The 19,497-nt window shown below is 66.2% G+C and carries 21 protein-coding genes and 1 pseudogene; 14 read left to right on the top strand and 8 right to left on the bottom strand.

Translation table 11 applies throughout. The features are described from left to right. Positions 1-9: 9 nt before the first annotated feature. On the top strand, positions 10-1,707 hold the full coding sequence (locus AB4Z42_RS23190) for an alpha/beta hydrolase (RefSeq protein WP_442011581.1): 1,698 nt from the start codon (positions 10-12) through the stop codon (positions 1,705-1,707). Between the two features lie 37 nt (positions 1,708-1,744). Here the strand turns inward: AB4Z42_RS23190 and AB4Z42_RS23185 are convergent, their stop codons facing one another. After that, positions 1,745-2,116 carry a rhodanese-like domain-containing protein gene (locus AB4Z42_RS23185; RefSeq protein WP_442011580.1) on the bottom strand — a complete coding sequence of 124 codons (372 nt, stop codon included), beginning with the start codon at positions 2,114-2,116 and terminating at the stop codon, positions 1,745-1,747. Positions 2,117-2,127: 11 nt separating this feature from the next. Further along, the gene (locus AB4Z42_RS23180) at positions 2,128-2,652 is read right to left on the bottom strand and encodes a cysteine dioxygenase (protein WP_442011579.1); all 525 of its coding nucleotides are present in this window, start codon (positions 2,650-2,652) and stop codon (positions 2,128-2,130) included. 299 nt (positions 2,653-2,951) lie between these two features. On the opposite strand from AB4Z42_RS23180, the gene lpqV reads away from it, so the two are divergent. Then, complete coding sequence (gene lpqV, locus AB4Z42_RS23175) at positions 2,952-3,401, top strand: lipoprotein LpqV (RefSeq protein ID WP_442011578.1); 450 nt, start codon at positions 2,952-2,954, stop codon at positions 3,399-3,401. 16 nt (positions 3,402-3,417) lie between these two features. Continuing rightward, positions 3,418-4,347 carry a patatin-like phospholipase family protein gene (locus AB4Z42_RS23170; protein ID WP_442011577.1) on the top strand — a complete coding sequence of 310 codons (930 nt, stop codon included), beginning with the start codon at positions 3,418-3,420 and terminating at the stop codon, positions 4,345-4,347. Between the two features lies 1 nt (position 4,348). On the opposite strand, the gene AB4Z42_RS23165 is transcribed toward AB4Z42_RS23170, so the two are convergent. Further along, positions 4,349-5,203 (bottom strand): patatin-like phospholipase family protein, encoded by an 855-nt coding sequence (locus AB4Z42_RS23165; RefSeq protein WP_442011576.1) that lies wholly within the window; start codon positions 5,201-5,203, stop codon positions 4,349-4,351. A 52-nt stretch (positions 5,204-5,255) separates the two neighbouring features. Between AB4Z42_RS23165 and AB4Z42_RS23160 the strand changes: the two genes are divergently transcribed. The 3 genes from AB4Z42_RS23160 to AB4Z42_RS23150 are packed head-to-tail and all read left to right on the top strand — an operon-like array spanning position 5,256 to position 7,775. Continuing rightward, complete coding sequence (locus AB4Z42_RS23160; protein WP_442011575.1) at positions 5,256-5,981, top strand: HAD family acid phosphatase; 726 nt, start codon at positions 5,256-5,258, stop codon at positions 5,979-5,981. Positions 5,982-5,988: 7 nt separating this feature from the next. Beyond that, complete coding sequence (locus tag AB4Z42_RS23155) at positions 5,989-7,032, top strand: zinc-binding dehydrogenase (protein ID WP_442011574.1); 1,044 nt, start codon at positions 5,989-5,991, stop codon at positions 7,030-7,032. After that, the gene (locus AB4Z42_RS23150; RefSeq protein WP_442011573.1) at positions 7,029-7,775 is read left to right on the top strand and encodes an SDR family NAD(P)-dependent oxidoreductase; all 747 of its coding nucleotides are present in this window, start codon (positions 7,029-7,031) and stop codon (positions 7,773-7,775) included. The genes AB4Z42_RS23155 and AB4Z42_RS23150 overlap by 4 nt, the downstream gene beginning before the upstream one ends. Here the strand turns inward: AB4Z42_RS23150 and AB4Z42_RS23145 are convergent. Next, the gene (locus AB4Z42_RS23145; protein WP_442011572.1) at positions 7,772-8,821 is read right to left on the bottom strand and encodes an NAD(P)H-dependent amine dehydrogenase family protein; all 1,050 of its coding nucleotides are present in this window, start codon (positions 8,819-8,821) and stop codon (positions 7,772-7,774) included. The genes AB4Z42_RS23150 and AB4Z42_RS23145 overlap by 4 nt on opposite strands. 220 nt (positions 8,822-9,041) lie before the next feature. Here AB4Z42_RS23145 and AB4Z42_RS23140 point away from each other — a divergent pair, with 220 nt between their 5' ends. The 5 genes from AB4Z42_RS23140 to AB4Z42_RS23120 all read left to right on the top strand — a co-directional run bounded on the left by AB4Z42_RS23140 (position 9,042) and on the right by AB4Z42_RS23120 (position 14,165). Continuing rightward, positions 9,042-10,181 carry a BTAD domain-containing putative transcriptional regulator gene (locus AB4Z42_RS23140; protein ID WP_442011571.1) on the top strand — a complete coding sequence of 380 codons (1,140 nt, stop codon included), beginning with the start codon at positions 9,042-9,044 and terminating at the stop codon, positions 10,179-10,181. A gap of 50 nt (positions 10,182-10,231) precedes the next feature. Beyond that, on the top strand, positions 10,232-12,001 hold the full coding sequence (locus AB4Z42_RS23135; protein ID WP_442011570.1) for a serine/threonine-protein kinase: 1,770 nt from the start codon (positions 10,232-10,234) through the stop codon (positions 11,999-12,001). A gap of 164 nt (positions 12,002-12,165) precedes the next feature. Further along, positions 12,166-12,507: a DUF732 domain-containing protein gene (locus AB4Z42_RS23130; RefSeq protein ID WP_442011569.1), complete on the top strand. Its 342-nt coding sequence runs from the start codon at positions 12,166-12,168 to the stop codon at positions 12,505-12,507. Between the two features lie 129 nt (positions 12,508-12,636). After that, entirely contained in the window at positions 12,637-13,839 is a 1,203-nt protein-coding gene (locus tag AB4Z42_RS23125) for a lipid-transfer protein (RefSeq protein WP_442011568.1), read from the top strand. 17 nt (positions 13,840-13,856) lie between these two features. Beyond that, on the top strand, positions 13,857-14,165 hold the full coding sequence (locus AB4Z42_RS23120; RefSeq protein ID WP_442011567.1) for a hypothetical protein: 309 nt from the start codon (positions 13,857-13,859) through the stop codon (positions 14,163-14,165). A 4-nt stretch (positions 14,166-14,169) separates the two neighbouring features. Here AB4Z42_RS23120 and AB4Z42_RS23115 read toward each other — a convergent pair. From AB4Z42_RS23115 to AB4Z42_RS23105, 3 genes and pseudogenes are all read right to left on the bottom strand, one after another. Next, positions 14,170-14,259 (bottom strand): annotated as a pseudogene (locus AB4Z42_RS23115) (3-ketoacyl-ACP reductase); the annotation flags it as partial. A gap of 49 nt (positions 14,260-14,308) precedes the next feature. After that, positions 14,309-14,605, bottom strand: coding sequence for a hypothetical protein (locus tag AB4Z42_RS23110; RefSeq protein ID WP_442011566.1), 297 nt, complete (start codon positions 14,603-14,605; stop codon positions 14,309-14,311). Positions 14,606-14,761: 156 nt separating this feature from the next. Continuing rightward, positions 14,762-16,123: a cation:dicarboxylate symporter family transporter gene (locus AB4Z42_RS23105; RefSeq protein WP_442011565.1), complete on the bottom strand. Its 1,362-nt coding sequence runs from the start codon at positions 16,121-16,123 to the stop codon at positions 14,762-14,764. Between the two features lie 113 nt (positions 16,124-16,236). On the opposite strand from AB4Z42_RS23105, the gene AB4Z42_RS23100 reads away from it, so the two are divergent. Genes AB4Z42_RS23100 through AB4Z42_RS23090 form a run of 3 tightly spaced genes read left to right on the top strand, consistent with a single transcriptional unit; the run spans position 16,237 to position 19,357 of the window. Then, entirely contained in the window at positions 16,237-17,127 is an 891-nt protein-coding gene (locus AB4Z42_RS23100; protein WP_442011564.1) for an alpha/beta fold hydrolase, read from the top strand. Then, positions 17,124-18,674, top strand: a complete 1,551-nt coding sequence (locus AB4Z42_RS23095) for a sensor histidine kinase (protein ID WP_442011563.1) — start codon at positions 17,124-17,126, stop codon at positions 18,672-18,674. Before AB4Z42_RS23100 ends, AB4Z42_RS23095 begins: the two co-directional genes overlap by 4 nt. Next, positions 18,671-19,357, top strand: a complete 687-nt coding sequence (locus AB4Z42_RS23090; protein ID WP_442011562.1) for a response regulator — start codon at positions 18,671-18,673, stop codon at positions 19,355-19,357. Before AB4Z42_RS23095 ends, AB4Z42_RS23090 begins: the two co-directional genes overlap by 4 nt. Here the strand turns inward: AB4Z42_RS23090 and AB4Z42_RS23085 are convergent. Then, positions 19,354-19,479, bottom strand: a complete 126-nt coding sequence (locus AB4Z42_RS23085; RefSeq protein ID WP_442011561.1) for a GMC oxidoreductase — start codon at positions 19,477-19,479, stop codon at positions 19,354-19,356. The two genes, AB4Z42_RS23090 and AB4Z42_RS23085, sit on opposite strands and share 4 nt — an antisense overlap. Positions 19,480-19,497: the final 18 nt, after the last annotated feature.

Here is a 19,497-nt window from a genome sequence, read left to right as displayed (position 1 = left end):
TCTGCGTGGGTGACAGACACCGCTGAGGCCGTCGACGAATTACCGCCGCAGGAGGATTCGCCGCCCAAGCAGGATTGGTGGGTCCGCCACTACACGTTCTTCGGCACGGCGCTTGGCCTGGTGTTCATCTGGCTTTCTTTGACCCCGTCGCTGCTGCCGCGCGGGCCGCTGTTCCAAGCCATCGTCAGCGGTTCGGCGGGCGCGATCGGATACGGCCTCGGCGTTTTCGGGGTGTGGCTGGTGCGCTTCATGCTGTCAAGGGAAACCAGCCCGCGCCCACCGCGCATGGCGTGGATCGTGCTCATCGTCGTCGGAATCGTCGGCCAGATCCTGATGATCATCTATTTCCACGTCTGGCAGGACGAGGTGCGTGACCTCAATGGCGTCCCGCGGATGGGCTTCTGGGACCACCCGCTGACCGCGGGCCTTTCGATTGTCTTCCTGTTCATTTTCGTCGAGATCGGCCAGCTCGTCGGCAAGCTTGTGCGCTTCCTGGTGCGCCAGCTCGAACGCGTTGCGCCGCCTCGTATTTCAGGTGTTGTCGTGATCGCGCTGCTGCTGGCCCTTACCATCGCGCTGCTTAACGGCGTGGTTGTCCGTTTCGGTATGAGCGCGTTGAACAAGACGTTCTCGGCCGCCAACGACGAGACCGATCCCGCATTCCCGGCGCCGACGTCACCCATGCGCTCTGGCGGCCCCGGCTCCGCGATGTCGTGGGAATCGCTGGGGCATCAGGGTCGGGTATTCGTCTCGGCAGGACCCACGGTCGACAAGCTCACGAAGTTCAACGGCCGACCGGCCATCGAACCGATCCGGGCCTATGCCGGACTGCATTCCGCCGACGGCATCAAGGCGACCGCCGCGCTGGCGGCCCAGGAATTGCAGCGCAAGGGCGGCCTCGATCGGGCGGTGGTCGCCGTCGCCACCACGACGGGCACCGGCTGGATCAACGAGGCCGAGGCGTCGGCGCTGGAGTACATGTACAACGGCGATACCGCGATCGTCTCCATGCAGTACTCGTTCCTGCCCAGCTGGCTGTCGTTCCTCGTCGACAAGGAGAACGCGCGACAAGCCGGACAGGCGCTCTTCGAAGCCGTGGACGCACTGATCCGCGCGATGCCGGAGGCTCAGCGGCCGCGGCTGGTGGTATTCGGCGAGAGCCTGGGATCGTTCGGCGGTGAGGCACCGTTCCTGGCGCTCAACAATCTGATCGCGCGTACCGACGGCGCGCTGTTCTCCGGGCCGACGTTCAACAACACCATCTGGACCCAGTTGACCCACGGCCGCGACGAGGGCTCGCCGGAGTGGCTGCCCATTTACGACAAGGGCGAGAACGTCCGCTTCGCGGCAAGGGCAGACAACCTCGACCGGCCCAGGGATCCGTGGGGTCATCCGCGGGTGGTGTACCTGCAGCACGCGTCCGATCCGATCGCGTGGTGGAATCCGGATCTGCTGTTCGCCGAACCGGATTGGCTGAAAGAGCCACGCGGCTACGACGTCTCGGGACGCATGCAGTGGATTCCGATCGTCACCTTCCTGCAGGTGTCCGCGGATATGGCGGTGGCGGTGGACGTGCCCGACGGACACGGGCACGTGTACGTCAGGGATGTGGCGAACGCGTGGGCGGGAATCCTCGAACCACCGGGCTGGACGCCGGAAAAGACGGAAAAGCTGCGCCCGTTGCTCAGCAACGACGAAAACGCTTAGACCAGGTCCGGCGGGCAGGAGCGAAGCGACCGGGGGATCAGCAGAAGCCTTCGGCCTTCAGCGCGTGGTACCCGCCGACGACATCGGTGGCACGGTGGAGCCCCAGGTCGAGCAGGGCTGCCGCGGCCAGGCTGGAGGTGTAGCCCTCCGAGCACAGCACCACCCATTCGACGTCGTCGCTGACGGCCTGCGGAAGCCGGGCGTCGCTGGTCGGGTCGCAGCGCCACTCGAGCACATTGCGTTCGATCACCAGGGCGGCCGGGACGTCGCCCTCGCGGTCGCGTTGCGCCTGTGGCCGGATGTCGACCAGGATCGCACCACGGGCTAACGCCGCAGGCACTTCCTGAGCGCTCATTCTGCTCAGACGGGTGCGGGCGTCGTCGAGGATGCGGTCGATGCGGCTGGCCATCGAGATAGAAGTTACCCCTCGGGCCCATCGGTGAGTTCGGTGCGCTTGCGACGCAGCGTGTTCCGCTGGGTGACCTCGTAGTACGACATCGCGGTCAACGGCGGCGAGTATGCATGCACGCTCAGGGTCGGCGCGACGACGATCGGCCCCGAACTCGTCCGATCGGGCGCCCACACCACGTCGTGCACCCAGCCGAGCGGAAATGCGGCCTGGTCCCCCGCGTTGAGCCGCCTGCGCCTGAACGCCGTCCCGTCCCAGCGGGTTTCCCGCAGCGCGCCCGAGACGACGGTCAGCGCGCCGAGTGAGCCGCCGTGGTCGTGCAATTCGGTCGAGCGGTCCGGTACCCAACTGATCAGCCAGACATCGAGCTCTTCGTCGCCGTGCAGGCGGGTGTACCAGCGGTCGTTCGCAGGCAGGCCTCCCGCGGGCAGGAGGCCGTCATAGTGGCCGGAAAGCACCTCGTCGGCGTACCGGTCGGTGGCGTGCAGTAGATCGGGTGGGCGCAGCCGGGTAGGCAACGACAGAGCGGCAACCATGGGGACTCCAGGGGAATGACAGACGGGCAGGGGGCGGGCGCTTACGCGCAACAGTCCCCATGGCACACGCGGTGATAGCCGGTCGTCACAAAAGCGAGTGTGGCACGAATATCGCAGGGGTAGGCGGGTCCGTTTCCTTACGGCTGAGCGGCGATGGAAAAGTGCCTGTTCAGGGCGCGATCAGCAACGAGATCTGCAAAGACTCACGCTGATTCGAAAGGGGCGGATATCCGTAATCGAACTTATTCTGTGAAGTTTGCCAGCCGCGTCAATATTGATCCATTGCATAGATTAACGGCATGCGCAGGCATTCGCGTCGCGTCGCGGCCACGGTGACATTGGGAATCTTCGGACTGTTCATCGCCGGATGCTCGTCGGGATCCGAACAAGGGCCGGCGACGTCGACGTCACAAGCGACTGGGACATCGGAGACTGTGGAGACCTCAGAAACGCCTACTGCGGCGCCTGGCTCCGTAGAGGTGTCCCCCGGCGGCGTAACGACCGCCATCGGAGCTCCTGCGGACTCCACCGAGGACGAATACTTCAAAGCGTGTGAGTCCGCGCGGGCGTGGATGAAGCAGCAGGGCGGGGACTCAAAGTCGCAGCTGGAGCCCTATCTCAGGAATGTGCAGAGCACCGACGCGCCGAGTCCGGGCACCTTCGGCACGCCTTGGTCGCAGCTGCCCCCGAAACGTCAGGCGGCAGTCATCGTCGCCGCGCAGGCCGCTGCCGACGAATTGTGCGGCTAGGCGCAGAATGCTCGGTATGGCCGGTAAGCGAGTGGCCCTCGCACTCGGCAGTGGAGGAGCTCGTGGATACGCCCATATCGGGGTGATCGATGAGCTACAGGAGCGCGGCTTCGAGATCGTCGGCATCGCGGGGTCGTCGATGGGGGCGCTCGTCGGTGGACTTCAGGCGGCGGGCAAGCTCGACGATTTCGCCGAGTGGGCGAAGTCGCTGACGCAGCGCGCGATATTGCGCCTACTCGATCCGAAGATCACCGCCGCCGGGGTGTTGCGGGCCGAGAAGATCCTCGACGCGGTCCGCGACATCCTCGGCGAGGTCACGATCGAAGAGTTGCCGATCCCGTATACGGCGGTAAGCACCGACCTGCTGTCTGGGAAGTCGGTGTGGTTGCAGCGCGGGCCCGTCGACGCCGCGATCCGGGCGTCGATTGCGATCCCCGGGGTCATCGTGCCGCACGTGCTCGACGGCCGGCTGCTGGCCGACGGCGGCATCCTCGATCCGCTGCCCATGGCGCCGATCTCCGCCGTCAACGCCGATCTGACGATCGCGGTGAGCCTGTCGGGCAGTGAGGCCGGGGGCGAGGAGCCCGACGAACCCAGCGCGACCACGGAATGGCTTGGGCGCATGTGGCGCAGCACCACCACGCTGTTCGAAGCGGCCCAGGCCGACGAGACCGAGGCCAAGGCCGTCGACGACTCCAGGGAGGTGTCGGTGCCCAGGCTCGGGAGCTTCGAGGTGATGAACCGCACGATCGATATCGCGCAGGCGGCTCTGGCCCGCCACATCCTGGCGGCTTATCCGCCCGATGTGCTGATCGAGGTACCTCGGACCGCGTGCCGCAGCCTCGAATTCCACCGTGCCGCAGAGGTCATCGATGTCGGCCGCGAACTCACCGCCACCGTGCTGGACAGCATGGACAAGACCGAAACGGTCTCTGCGAAAACCTGACTCAGCGGACGAGGAAGTCGGCGATCTCGCCCGCCACCCGCCTGCCCTGCCGACGGCCCGCCACAGCCGACGGCTCGCGGCAGGCCGGATCCAGCGGGTTGGGGCCGAAGGCAGCCAACGACTCTTCGTCGGCGAACACCTCGTATGCCGCACCGGGGAACGCACGGATCTCGGCGGGCGCTCCGTCGCCGAACGGCGATGGTGACGACTCACCCTGCGGCACAAGCACAACCGCGACGTCACAGTCGGCCGCCAGGACCATGTTCACGGTGCTGCCCACGCCACCGTCCATGTAGCGACGGTCACCGATCGTCACCGGTGGCCACGCCCCTGGGACGGCACAACTGGCGGCCACCGCGTCGACAAGGCTGACACCCGACGTCCTGTCGAATGAGGTCAGTTCGCCCGTCGCGGTGTCGATGGCAGAGATGCGCACGTCCCGCTCCGGCCAATCGTGTGACGGCAGGCGGTGGGCGATCACATCGCGCCGGACGGCCTCGGTCACGGTTTCCGCCGACAGCGCGACCGCACCGATCTTCTGCAGCTTCTGGGCCGTGGTCGCGTCGGCATTCATCATCGCGGCGACGAACAAATCCGTGATCTCGTCGATGCCGATGCCGGGTGTCAGCTCGGTCGTGGTCGGCGCGGTCTGCCGTTCGAACAATTCCTCGAGTCCGAGCCCGCTGACGAGTTGCGCAGCCACGGCCGAGCCCGCGGAGGTACCCACCACGACATCGGTACGCAGCAGGGCATCGGCCGTGGCGGGTGATTCGTCTTCGATGCCGCGCAGGATGCCCGTTTCCCACGCAATTCCCGCAAGCCCGCCACCTGCGAGCACCAGCGCGCGTTTCGTCACGGGAGGTGAGTCTGCCAGGCGATCGAAAAGGTGCGGCCGCTAAGGTCTGGCCATGGTCCGCGGTGCCGTCGTCGCAGCTTTGACAGCACTGTTTTTCGTGGGTTCTCCGACCGCAGGGGCCCAGCCTCCGGCACCGCCGGCCCCGATAGTCCCGTCACCGGTGCAACCGGCGAACATCGGCGACTCCAAGCGCGACGCGGTCGCGTACTACGACAGCGGGGCCTACCTGACAGACCTGCAACAGGCCGCGGCGCCCGCGATCGCATGGATCAACGACCAGGCCCCGCGTGTGGCCCGCCCCGCCGTGGTGTTCGACATCGACGAAACGACACTGTCGAACTGGGAAGCCATCAAGGCCAACGACTTTGGCCGCGTCGGGGACGGACCGTGCGACGACCTCCCCCAGGGGCCGTGCGGGTGGTTGGCCTGGGACCTACGCGGGCAGTCGACGGTGATCCCGCCGACGATGGAGATCTTCACCGCCGCAAAGGAGCGGGGCGCGACGATCTTCTTCGTCACCGGGCGCGATGAGTCCCAACGCACCGCCACCGAACGCAATCTGAACGACACCGGCTACACCGGGTACCAACAGTTGTTCATGGAACCGACTGGCGCGCATTATGTTTCCGCCGCCGACTTCAAGGCTCCGCAGCGGGCGCAGATCGAGGCGCGGGGCTACACGATCATCGCCAACATCGGGGACCAGCCGTCCGATCTGGCAGGCGGCTTCTCACAACAGACTTACCTACTACCGAACCCCTTCTACCGCATCCCCTAGGAGTGACATGGTCGACACCATGAGGGCCCAGCGCCTGTACACAGACTCGAAGACCATTGCGGTGGAAGATGTTCCGATACCAGAGCTCGGTCCCGGCGAGGTGTTGGTCAAGGTCGCGTTCTGCGGTATCTGCCACTCCGACCTCAGCCTGATCAACGGCACCTTCCCGGCCTTCCTGCCCGTGGTGACGCAGGGCCACGAAACGTCGGGAACGATCGCCAAGCTCGGTCCGGATGTCACCGGCTGGAAAGAGGGTGACCGAGTGGTCGTCGCGGCGGGCCGGCCATGTATGACTTGTGCGAACTGCCGACGCGGTGACGTGACGAACTGCCTGGCGATTCAGCTGATGGCGTTCGCCTACGACGGCGGGTGGGCCGAATACACCGTCGCGCAGGCGTTCGGCCTCACCCGTGTCCCCGACAACGTCCCGCTGGAGCAGGCGGCGATCCTGGCCGACGCGGTGTCGACGCCGTTCGGCGCCGTGGTGCGCACGGGCAAGGTCGGCATCGGGGAATCGGTCGGCGTCTGGGGCGTCGGCGGCGTCGGCACCCACATCGTCCAGCTCGCACGGCTGGTGGGCGCCGTGCCCGTGATCGCCGTCGACGTCAAACCCGAAGTGCTCGATCGTGCGCTCGCACTCGGCGCCGACCACGCGTTCGACGCGCGCGACGACCGGCTCGCGGAGAAGATCGCCGGCGTGACGGGCGGCCGCAAGCTCGACGTCGCCTTCGACGCGGTCGGCCTGAAATCGACATTCGAACAGGCCCTGGACAGCCTTACCGTCGGCGGCAGACTTGTCGCGGTTGGAATGAGCGCCGAGTCTGCGAGCGTTGGAGCAACTAGCATGTTCGCACTCACGCAGAAGCACGTCCTGGGACACCTTGGTTACCAGAACGTCGACATCGGAACGCTCGCCACGCTGGTATCGACTGGGCGACTGGATATCTCGCGTTCGATCAGCGAGGTCGTCCCCCTCGGGGATGTCAGGCTGGGTATCGAGAAACTCGAGCGGCAAGAAGGCAACCCGATCCGCATCCTGGTGCAGCCGTGACGAGTCCGCTGTCGGGCCGCGTCGCACTGCTCACCGGCGCGTCCGGTGGCATCGGCAAGGCCATCGCACGACGATTGGCAGACGAAGGTGCGGACGTATGCCTGTCGTACGGCCGCAACGCCGATGACGCCGAGGAAGTGGCCGCCTATGCCCGCGGGCTGGGTCGCCGCGTGGCCGTCGTGGCCGCCGACCTGTCCGACCCCGAGGCGCCCGCGGCGCTGGCCGCGCACGCCACCGCTGAGCTCGGCGAGGTCGACGTGCTCGTCGCCAACGCCGGGACCGCCGACATAAAGGGCTGGCGCAACATCGATCTGGCGTCCTGGAATGTGACGCTCGCGGTCAACCTGACTGCCCCCTGGCTACTGGCACAACAGGTGCTACCCGCCATGGTCGAACGCAAGTACGGCCGCATCCTGTTCATCTCATCGGTCGCCGCGCTCACCGGCGGCGTGGTCGGCGCCCACTACGCCGCAAGCAAGGCGGGCCTGCACGGCCTCATGCACCACCTCGCACCTCGCGTCGCGGCCGACGGCGTGACGGTCAACAGCCTGGCCCCCGCGCTGGTAGGTGAGACGAAGATGTTTCCCGCGGATCTGGAGACCGGCACTCCCCCGATCCCGATCCCCGTCGGCCGCATCGGCAGGCCCGATGAGGTTGCCGACATGGCAATCGCCATGCTGCGCAACGGGTATCTGACCAATAAGGTCGTCACGCTCGACGGCGGTATCCTGCCTCGCGACTAACTCAACCGGGGTGCGGCCTTACCGCTGATCAGCGGCAGGTCGAGGTAGGTGGCGATGCCCGGCTCAGCGGCACACACCGCGGGGACCGAGTTCACGCAGTGCGCCGCGGTGCCGACGATGCCGTATTCCGGCCCCTCGCCGCCGACCACGGATTGGAAGCCCTTAACCGATATCGAGATGTCGGGATTACCGCGCACTTCCATCTCGTAGCGTTGCCCTTCGGGGCCGAATGTCCATGCCGGATCGAGCTTTTCCTCACCCATCAACCAGTTCACGGTGACACGCACGACGACCTCGTCGCCGACGAGCGCCTCCCAGTGGAACTTTCGGCCCGCGACCTGACCCGGCTCGATCACGCCGATCGGCGACTCAATGGGAGCCGTGGCGACGGCTATCTCCTGCGACGACCGAACCTTCGGGTCCGCGTTGAAACCGGCCTTGTCGACGATCATCTTGACGGCCTGGATGAAGCCGCCGTCGAGCAGCTTCTGCATCGGTCCGCTCAACGCCTTGTCGGGTACCTCGCCAAAGCCCATCACATGTCGAACGACATCGGGGGCTTCATACGTGCGCAGGTCCGAATACTCCTCGGCCCGAACGAATGTCACGCCTGTCGAGAATGCCGAGAATAGCAGCGGAAACTTCTCGCTGATGCCGCCCGGCGCCATGCCGGTGCCGTGCAGTGTCGCATTGCCCTCGATCGCGGCCTCGCGCAGTCCCGCCGACTGCCGCTCACTGGGATAGACCCAGCCGACCGGGGTCACGACGTTCTTTCCGGACCGAAGCAGCGCCGCGACCTCTTCGGGGTTGGGGAGCAAGGGCGAGTAGATGACCGCGTCGGCGTCGAGCGCCAAGATCTCGTCGATGCTGTCGGTCGCCGTGACGCCGAGTGGATCGATCCCGATGATCTCCCCGACGTCCTTGCCGGACTTGTCCGCCGAGTGCACCCAGGCGCCCACGAGTTCGAGGTCGGGATGCTCCAGCACGCCCTTGATGGCGGCCACTCCGACTCCCCCGGTTGCCCACTGCACGACCCGCAGACCCATCTCAGCCCCTTCCAGGAGAGCAGAACTAGAACACGTTCTATTTAGGTCTACACCAGTTGATCTTCGTTCGCGGCGATCTGCTCGAGGAAGGCGCGAGCCGCTGCGGATGCGCTTGGCGATACGACGTTGCCGCTCGCCGCGCCGCCGCGGTAGAGGAAATTGCCCCCGATTTCAGACCATGTCTGGCCACACCGCGCCGGTTCGCGATAGAACGTGCGTGATGGCTTCGATCAAGATTGAGTTCGACGTGCTCGGACCGCTGCAGATGACGGTGGACGGCACGCCCGTGATGCTGGGCACCCCGAAGCTGCGGGCCGTGCTGGCGATGCTGGTGATGAACCGCAATCGGCCGGTGTCCATCGACGCCTTGATCGCCGGGGCGTGGGAGGAAGGCCCGCCCGCCGAAGCCAGGGCCAGCCTGCACTCCTACATCTCGAACCTGCGCAAGCTGGTCGCCAAAGCGGGCGCTGACCACAAGTCGGTCTTGGTCAATGCACCGCCGGGGTATCGGCTCAACGCCGCCGACACCAACTGCGATATCGGCCGATTCGTGGCGGAGAAGGCCGCAGGCGTGCACGCCGCGGCGGCAGGCCGCTTCGAGGAGGCCAGCAGGCACCTGACCGACGCACTGGCCGAGTGGCGCGGACCCGTCCTCGACGACCTGCGCATGTTTCAATTCGTCAACGTGTTCGCCACCGCCCTCACCGAGGACAAGGTGGTCGCGCACACCACCCGGGCTGGAGCCGAAATCGCTTGTGGCCGTGCCTATGCCGTTATCGGCGAGCTTGAAAGCCTGACAGTCGAGTATCCGTATCGCGAACCGGTGTGGGCACAGTTGATCACCGCCTACTACGAAGCCGAACGCCAGTCGGAGGCGCTGGACGCCTACCAGCGGCTGAAGTCCACACTCGCCGAGGACCTCGGCATCGACCCGGGACCGACCGTGCGCGCGCTGCACGAGAAGATCCTTCGGCAGGAGTCGCTGGACGTGAAGAAGGCCGCCAGGACCACGGCCGTGCACCAGGTCAACGACATCGACATGCGGACATCGGTCAATGCGGCGGCCGCGCTGGCGACGCTGCGGTCGGCGTCGGGGCGCGCCTATCCACTTTCGGCGACGGCCACCAGAATCGGACGCTTGTCCGACAACGACATCGTGCTCGACGACAACAATGTCAGTCGTCACCATGCCGTGATCATCGATACCGGCACCAGCTTCGTGATCACCGATTTGCGCTCGGCCAACGGCATTGACGTGCGAGGAGAGCGAATTCGGGGCACCGCGACCCTCGGCGACGGCGATGCCATCCGCATCTGCGATCACGAGTTCACGTTCGAGATCGAGCCGCGTCCGGCCTAGCGCGGCATTAGGGTGTGTTTGCCCGGCAACACACCCTGAGGAGAAGACCGATGAGCGACCCCGAAAAGGAGTCACGCGTTGGTTCGCAGATCGGCCCCTACAAACTCCGGCGCCTGCTGGGCAAGGGCGGCATGGGCGAGGTCTACGAGGCCGAGGACACGGTCAAGGACCGCGTCGTCGCGCTGAAGCTGTTGCCGGAGTCGGCGTCAAACGACCCGGTGTTCCGCAAGCGGCTGCAGCGCGAAGCGCATTCCGCCGGCCGGCTGCAGGAACCGCACGTCGTGCCGATCCACGACTACGGCGAGATCGACGGGCTGCTGTACGTCGACATGCGCATGATCGACGGCAAAGACCTTCGCAAGATGCTCAAGGCGTATGGGCCGCTGACGCCCGCGCGGGCGGTGGCGATCGTGCGGCAGATCGCGTCAGCGCTCGATGCTGCGCACGAAAGCGGCGTCATGCACCGCGACGTCAAACCCGAGAACGTCATCATCACCCGCGACGACTTCGCGTACCTGGTCGACTTCGGCATCGCCAACGCCGCCACCGACGAGAAGCTCACCGAGCTCGGTACCGCCGTCGGCACGTACGCCTATATGGCACCGGAACGGTTCACCAGCGACGAGGTGACCTACCGGGCCGACATCTACGCGTTGGCGTGTGTCCTGCACGAATGCCTCACCGGGGGGCAGCCGTATCCCGGCGACAGCGTGAGCGTGATCATCACGGCCCACCTGATGCAGCCCATCCCCAAGCCGAGCGTGGAACGGCCGGGGATTCCTGGCAGGTTCGACGACGTGATCGCCCGCGGTATGGCGAAGAAGCCCGGTGATCGCTACGCCAGCGCCGGTGACCTGGCCGTGGCCGCCACCGCCGCGCTGACCCATCAGGAGCAGGATCAGGCCGCGACGATTCTGCAGCGCAGCGAGGCGGCGACCAAGCCCGTGCCGCCGACGTCTCTGCCCAGTACGCCGCGGTATCCGATTGCGCCGATGCCGCCACACCTCTCACATACGCCGCCACCGGGACCGCCGCCGACGCCGGCGTCGTTCCCGAGCGCACATACTCCGCCGCCGTCCGGCCCCCACGCCGCGGCGTTCCACACGGCTCCCCCGAGTGGGCCGCCGAGCGGGCCGATGTGGTCGACGGCGCCTCCGCCCCCCGGTCCACCTCAGCAGCCGCCGTCCGGCGGATCGAAGATTCCATGGATTCCGCTGGCGGCCGTCGGTGCGGTGTTCGTGCTGGTCCTCGGCGCGGTGGGCATCTGGTTGATCACCAAGGACGACGACTCGTCGTCGAACGGCACGGGTACGTCGACCACCGCCACGTCGCCCTCGTCCAGCCAACGGACCACCAGCCGGACACCGCGGACACCACCGCCGACAACCGGGAATCCGGACTCCTTCGACGCGAAGCTGCTGTCGATCCTGCCGCGCGGCTATGACGCGGGCGTGTGCGAGGCGGCGAGTCCACCGGCTACCGGCGCCCTGGCGACCGTCGACTGCGGTGCGGCGTCACCCGAGGGCGGCCCCGACAACGCCCGGTATTCGCTGTTCGCCGACCAGGCGGCCCTCGACAGGGCCTTCGACGACTCCGTCGCGGCGAACTCGGAACTGGTGACATGCCCGAACAGCAATGCCGAATCGCCGACGACGTGGCACTTCACCGAAACCCCCGACAAGGTCGAGGGCCGGATCGCCTGCGGTGTCTTCAACGGCAACCAGGACGTGACGTGGACGTTCAACACGAACCTGTTGCTCGGCGACGCGCAGGGCACCGACCTCCCGGGTCTGCACAACTGGTGGCTGAAGTTCGCCTGACCCGTGTGATTTCGGCGTGCTGGGTCTCGCTCAGCGTGACCGAGCACGCCGAAATCGCTTGTCGATCGTCGCCAAGAATCTGACAAGGATCCATCAAGGGCGCTGTCCGACTCTGATGTCGAACCGGAAAACAACCGGAACGAACCGACATCACAGGAGTCCACATGTTCGCTCGCAACGGAGTCACCAAGTTCGCAGGCACCGCGCTCGTCGCGGGTGCGCTCGGACTGGCCGCATTCGCCGCTGCAGGCAACGCCGCCGCGATGAGCTCGTCTGACGACAACTTCCTCACCGACATCACCGCACAGGACATCTCGTACGACAGCCCGCAGTCCGCGATCTCCGTCGCCCACGACGTCTGCGGTGCCATCGACGGCGGCGCCGACCCCGTCGACCTCGGCTTGCAGATCAAGGACGCCACCGACCTGACCACCGACCAGGTCGCGACCTTCGTCGTCTCCGCGGTCCACAACTACTGCCCCGAGTACGGACCGCTGTTCAGCTAGACCTCCCCCGATCGCGGGGGCCCCGCTGCGGCGGCGGGGCCCCCGCACCACAACCCGAGCCGCTAGGCGGGCTAGACAGTTTCTCCGCTATGTGTTTCTGTCATCGCAGACACAGCGAAGGGACGTGGCATGCCAACCGCCGGATCAAACAAGGTGTTCGTCGTCGGCGTCGGAATGACGAAATTCGAGAAGCCGGGACGCCGCGAAGGCTGGGACTATCCGGATATGGCCCGCGAGTCGGGCACCAAAGCGCTCGAGGACGCCGGCGTCGACTTCTCCGAAGTACAGCAGGGATACGTCGGATACTGCTCGGGCGACTCGACATCGGGCAATCGCGCCCTCTACGAACTGGGTATGACGGGCATCCCGATCGTCAACGTGAACAACAACTGTTCGACGGGATCCACGGCGTTATTCCTTGCCGCACAGACGATTCGCGGCGGCCTGGCCGACTGCACCATCGCCCTCGGCTTCGAGAAGATGCAGCCCGGCGCCCTGCAAGGCGGCGCGGAGGACCGCGAGTCACCTCTGGGCCGTCACATCAAGGCGCTGGTGGAGATCGACGAGTTCGCCTTCCCGGTCGCCCCGTGGATGTTCGCCGCAGCAGGCCGCGAGCACATGCGTGAACACGGGACCACCGCAGAGCATTTCGCGAAAATCGGCTACAAGAACCACAAGCACTCGGTGAACAACCCGTACGCGCAGTTCCAGGAGGAGTACACGCTCGACGACATCCTGGCGGCGAAGATGATCTCCGATCCGGTGACCAAGCTGCAGTGCTCGCCGACGTCCGACGGGTCGGGCGCGGCGATCCTGGCGAGCGAGGAGTTCGTCGACAAGCACGGGTTGGCCGGTCAGGCCGTCGAGATCGTCGGGCAGGCGATGACCACCGACTTCGAGAGCACCTTCGATGGCAGCGCCAAGAACATCATCGGCTACGACATGAACGTTCAAGCCTCCCAACAGGTTTACGACCAGTCGGGTCTGGGTCCGTCAGATTTCCAGGTGATCGAGCTGCACGACTGCTTCTCGGCCAACGAACTGCTGCTGTACGAGGCGCTGGGACTGTGCGGCGTGGGTGAGGCCCCCAAGCTGATCGACAACAACGACACGACGTACGGCGGTCGCTGGGTGGTCAACCCGTCGGGCGGGCTCATCTCCAAGGGCCATCCCCTGGGAGCCACCGGCCTGGCGCAGTGCGCCGAGCTGACGTGGCAACTGCGGGGCACCGCCGACAAACGGCAGGTCGACGGCGTCACCGCCGCTCTGCAGCACAACATCGGACTGGGGGGCGCGGCAGTTGTGACCGCTTACCAGCGCGCCGAACGCTGATGAGGGACAATCGACCGATGCGGACAACCTGGATCATCGGCGCCGGAGCACTCGGCGCATGCGCGCTCGCGATGTCGGCCGGCCTTGCGTCGGCCGACGACGGCAAGTCAGCGCAGGAGACGATCCAGGAGCTGCAGAAAGAGGGCTACAACGTCACCATCGACAAGATCGGCACCGCTCCGCTGTCGGATTGCGTGGTCACGAGTGTCCGCAACCCGCAGCAGTTCTCGCAGCTGGTGCCGTTGCTCGGAGGCAACGAGAGCGGTGTGCTGTTCCCGCAGGTGACCAGCCAGCCGATCTCGGTGTCGCTGGACTGCTCACGCTGACCGACTACGCGACGCCGCCGTTGACGTAGATCACCTGGCCGTTGACCCACCGGGCCGGGCCCGCAAGAAATGCGACGGCTTCGGCGATATCGGACTGGAAGAAGCCCGGCCGGTCATGCCGGCCGGGCTTCTTGTGAGGGATGTCAGCGCCGCGAGCAATCGGCGGTGACGGTGATGTTGCGTGCCGTGACGACCTCGATCAGATCGTTGCCCCGGCGGCGCAATTCGGTTCGGTTCCTGGCGTTTCCGATGTCGGTGATGACGCACTGGTCCAGCGGTGCGCTGCCGAATCGGTTGACCTTCACATCGAAGCCCTGTGCTTCCAACGTCGAGATGGTCAGTTGTGCGGACTCCTGGGCGGACGCAATGGCAGCCGGCAGCTGGAGGATTCCGCATGCTGCAGCGGCGATTCCCGTCAGGATCAAAAGTGTTGCGCGCATGACCGCGCCTCCCTTCGTGTTTCGTGCAGGCCCCGGTGGCCTTCACGCGGTACGACGGGACACCCCCGAAAGAGGTTCAAAGCAATTCGAGAAAAGTTCTCAGACGCCGAAAAGACCCGGCCGCGGGGGGAACGGCCGGGTCTTTCATTCGGTTGGCTAGGCGGGTACCGGGACCCGCTCCTCCCCTGTGGCGCGATCGTCGTCGACCATCGTCAACTCGTCGAACGGATCCTCGCCACGCAGCACGGCGTCCACGCGGTCTTTGTCGATGGTCTTCGTCCACGAGCCGACGAGGATGGTGGCGACGGCGTTGCCGGAGAAGTTCGTCACCGCGCGGGCCTCGGACATGAACCGGTCGATGCCCACGATCAGCCCGACACCGTCGAGCAGGTCGGGACGGTGGCTCTGCAGACCGCCTGCCAGCGTGGCCAGCCCGGCACCGGTGACGCCGGCGGCGCCCTTCGATGCGACCATCATGAACACCAGCAGACCGATCTGCTCACCGACCGACAGCGGGCTGCCCAGTGCGTCGGCGATGAACAGCGACGCCATGGTCAAGTAGATCGCCGTGCCGTCCAAATTGAACGAGTAGCCGGTCGGCACGACGACCCCGACGGTGCTTCGTTCCACGCCCAGGTGCTCCATCTTGGCGATCAATCGCGGCAGCGCGGACTCCGACGACGAGGTCGAGAAGATCAACAGGTACTCGCGCGCCAGATACCGGACCAGCTTGAAGATCGAGACACCCGACACCACGCGCAACAACGTGCCCAGGATGCCGAACACGAACAGCAGGCATGTGATGTAGAAGCCGAGCATGAGAGTGAGCAACTGGGTCACCGCGGTCCACCCGGTCTGGCCGACGACGTTGGCGATCGCGCCGAACGCGCCGATCGGGGCCAGCCAGAGGATCATCACGAGGACCTTGAACACCAGCTTCTGCAGGTGCTCGACGCCGCGAAGGACCGGCTCTCCCGCGCTGCCCATCGCCTGAAGCGCGAAGCCGACCAGCAGGGCGACGAATAGTGCCTGCAGCACGCTGCCTGTCGTCAACGACGAGAACAACGTGTCCGGGATGATGCCCTGGACGAAGTCCAGCAGGCCACCGGATTCGTGGGCCGTCTCGGCGAGTTCGGCACCCTTGCCCGACGCGCTCTCGGTGATGTGCATCCCGCTGCCCGGGTGCAGGAGGTTGCCGACCACCAGCCCGATCGCCAGCGCGAAAGTGGACATGACGAGGAAGTACACGAATGCCAGGCCGCCGACCTTGCCGACCGTCGCCGCCTTGCGAACGGATCCGATGCCCAACACGATCGTGCAGAAGATGACCGGCGCGATCATCATCTTGATCAGGTCGACGAACATCGTGCCCAGTACGCCGACGCTCTTGCCGACCCCGGGGGCCAGGATGCCGACCGCGACGCCTGCGAACACGGCGGCGATTACTGCGATGTAAAGCCAGTGGGTCCGGTCGCGCTTGCGCGGCGCGTCCGTTGTTTTGCGGTCAGGGACCGTCATGGTTACCTCCGGGTCGACGTTTGTGATCTGTATGTAGGGTCGACCGCAACGTGAGCCAGGTCACGCTTTTGTTCATTAAGTTCGGTATCGATTTTCGGAAGTAGGTTCGCGACATGGCCGACCACGGGTTTGCGCACGTCGCGACCTCGGACGGCCGTCGCCTGGCATACCTGGAAACCGGTGATCCCGTCGGCCCGCTGGTCATCCACAACCACGGCGGCCCGAGTAGCCGGCTCGAGGTTCGCCTGCTGTCGGAGGCGGCATCGGCGAGCGGGATCCGGCTGATAGGCGTCGACCGCCCCGGCATGGGACAGTCCAGCACCCAGAAGACGCGCACCTACTCCGGGTGGGCAGACGACCTGGTCGCGGTCGCCGACACGCTGGGATACCGCGAATTCGGGGTGACCGGCTGGTCGGAGGGCGGCCCGTGGGCACTCGCCGCGGCCGCCTACATCGATCCCGCCCGGCTACGCCACGTCAGCAGCATCGCGCCGGGAAGTTACGGAGCGTTCGGCGACAACTCGGCGGCGCAATATCTTTCGAAGATCGACGCGCTCGGGGGAAGGCTCGCGCTGAGTTTCAAGCCCGCGTTCCGACTCATGTACGCCAGCCTCGGCTTCACGGCCAGACGCTTCCCGGCGTCGTTCGTCAAGCAGGTGCGCAACAGTGTCAACGACTACGACCAGCAGATCCTGCTTCGACCGGACGTCGCAACAGCTTTCGGAGAGACCTGCGCCGAATGCTTCGCCCACGGTTCCGGAGGACTCGTACGCGATGCGGAACTCCTTTATCGGCGATGGGCTTTCGACCTCGATACCATCGAGCGACCGGTCCACATGTGGCAGGGACTGGACGACAGGCTCGTACCGGATCCCATCAACAAGGCCGTCGCCGATGCGATGCCCGGTGCGGTGTGGCATCCCGTTCATGGAGCCGGGCACTTCGTGGCGGTCGGTGCGGCACACGACATATTCGCCGTCGCTGCAGAGGAACTGGGCGCTTGACCCGCCTCGTGCCCCGATCGCTCGCCGGGCAGGCGATCGCACTTCAGATCATCGTGGTCGCGGTGGTGGTACTGGCCGCCAGCGCGCTGGCATTTCTCGACGCCCGGCGCGACGGTGACGAAGCGGCTCGCGAGCAGGTCCTCGGCATCGCCACGTCGCTGGCCGACTCGCCGTCGACAGCGCAGGCGATCGAATCCGGAAGGGCCACCGAGATTCTGCAACCGGTCACCGAAGCCGTTCGCACGCATACCGACATCGCCTTCATCACCATCATGTCGACGGATCGGACGAGGTTCACCCACACCGATCCGACCCAGATCGGCGGAAAGTACATCGGCAGCATCGAACCCGCCCTGCACGGCGAGACGTTCAGCGAGGTCAGCACCGGCACGCTGGGCCCGTCGATTCGTGCCGTCGCCCCGGTGCGCAACGCATCGGGCGCCGTCGTCGGGTTGGTCTCGGCGGGCATCCTGCAGACCAGCCTGGCCGACCGGTGGCGCGCCCAATGGCCCGACATCGCCGCGGTAAGCGCTGCCGCACTGGCTATTTCACTCGCGGGTGTCTGGCTGATCCGTCGGCGGCTATTACGCCAGACGCACGGGCTGCGACCCGACGAGCTGCGGGTGATGTACGAACACCATGACGCGATCCTGCACTCGGTATCGGAGGGACTGATCGTGTTGGACCGCAACGGCGTTGCTCTCGTCAACGACGAGGCACGCCGGCTGCTCGCACTCCCGCCGGGTCCGGTCGAGGGCGCCGGACTACCGGAATTTCTGCGCATCTACGATCCCGGCGCCCGCGACGAGGTGCATGTCACCGCCGACCGTGTCCTCGTGGTGAACCGGTCCCGGGTCGCCGACCCTCATACGTCCGAGGTCGTGACGATCCGCGACCGCACCGAATTGCAGGGCGCACTGGGCGAACTCGGCTCACTGAAGGTGCTGACCGACAGTCTGCGGTCCCAAGCGCACGAGGCGGCCAACAAGCTGCACACCATCGTCACGATGGTCGAGATGGGCAGGCCCGACGACGCGGTGCGGTTCGCGACCGAGGAGCTCGCGCTCTCCCAGCAGCTCGTGGACAGACTGTCGAGCGCCGTCGGCGAGCCCGCCCTGGTCGCCCTGCTCCTGGGTAAGACCGCCCAGGCCGACGAACGCGGCATCGAGCTCACGATCACCGAAGACACCCGGCTGCCGTCGAATGCCGACGAGGTGCCGCTGACAGGCCAGGAGATGGTCACCGTTGTCGGCAACCTCATCGACAACGCCATGGACGCCTGCGACCGCGACGATCCGTGGGTGGAAGTCACCGTGCAGATGGTGGACCACACGCTCACGCTGCGTGTCGCCGACAGTGGGCCGGGGATGGACCCCGACACCTTCGATAAGGCCATGCAGCGCGGCTACTCGACGAAGGGTGAATCCGATCATCACGGTCTCGGCCTGGCGTTGGTCAGTCAGGTCGTCAAGCGCCACAACGGCTCCCTGAGCACTGACATCACCTACGGGTCGGTGGTGACCGTGATGGTTGCGGGAGGCTCATGATCAGTGTGCTGATCGTCGAGGACGAACCGTTGATCGCCGAGGCCCATCAGACGTACCTCGAACGGCTCGAGGGCTTTTCGGTGGCCGCCGTCGCGCACACCGCCCGCGACGCCATGCGCGCCGCATCGGAGGCCGCCGCCAGTGACACGCCGATCGACCTGGTGCTGCTGGACATCGGGTTGCCCGACGCCAGCGGTATCGCGCTGGCCTCGGGACTGTCCGGGCTACGGCCGATCCCGGACATCATCGCGATCACGTCGGAGCGCGACCTGGAGATGGTGCGCGCGGCAGTGGGTCAAGGAGCGCTGGCGTATTTGTTGAAACCGTTCACATTCGCGGCGTTTCGCGACCGGCTCGAGCGATACCGCCGTTATCGCGAGGCGCTGCCCGCAGGCACCGAGGCCGCGAGCCAGGCCGAGGTCGACCGCGCGCTGGCCGAACTGCGAATCACCGACCGGGGGGCCGCACCCAAGGGTGCAGCGCCAGGCACCAACGACGAAATCGCGCGTGCGGTAAGGGATTCCACCGATGGAATCACGGCCGACGAAGTGGCCAAGCAGGTCGGCGTGTCACGGGTGACAGCATGGCGATATCTGGAACGGCTCGCCGACGAGGGCACGGTCACCCGTCACACCGACTACGGCAAGGCGGGCCGACCCAAGACCCGCTACCAGTGGCACTAGCCGCGGCGGATCAGCTCGGCGCCCCGCTCGGCGACGGCGTACACGGTGGCCAGCGGATTGTTGGACGGCAGCGACGGCATCACCGACGCGTCCACGATCCGCAACCCGTCGATGCCGTGCACCCGCAGCTCGCGGACAGC

It is taken from the genome of Mycobacterium sp. 2YAF39 (genome assembly GCF_052114565.1).
Lineage (GTDB): Bacteria > Actinomycetota > Actinomycetes > Mycobacteriales > Mycobacteriaceae > Mycobacterium.
Note: the sequence above shows the minus strand (reverse complement) of the source record. Positions and strands in the feature narration are given on the sequence as shown.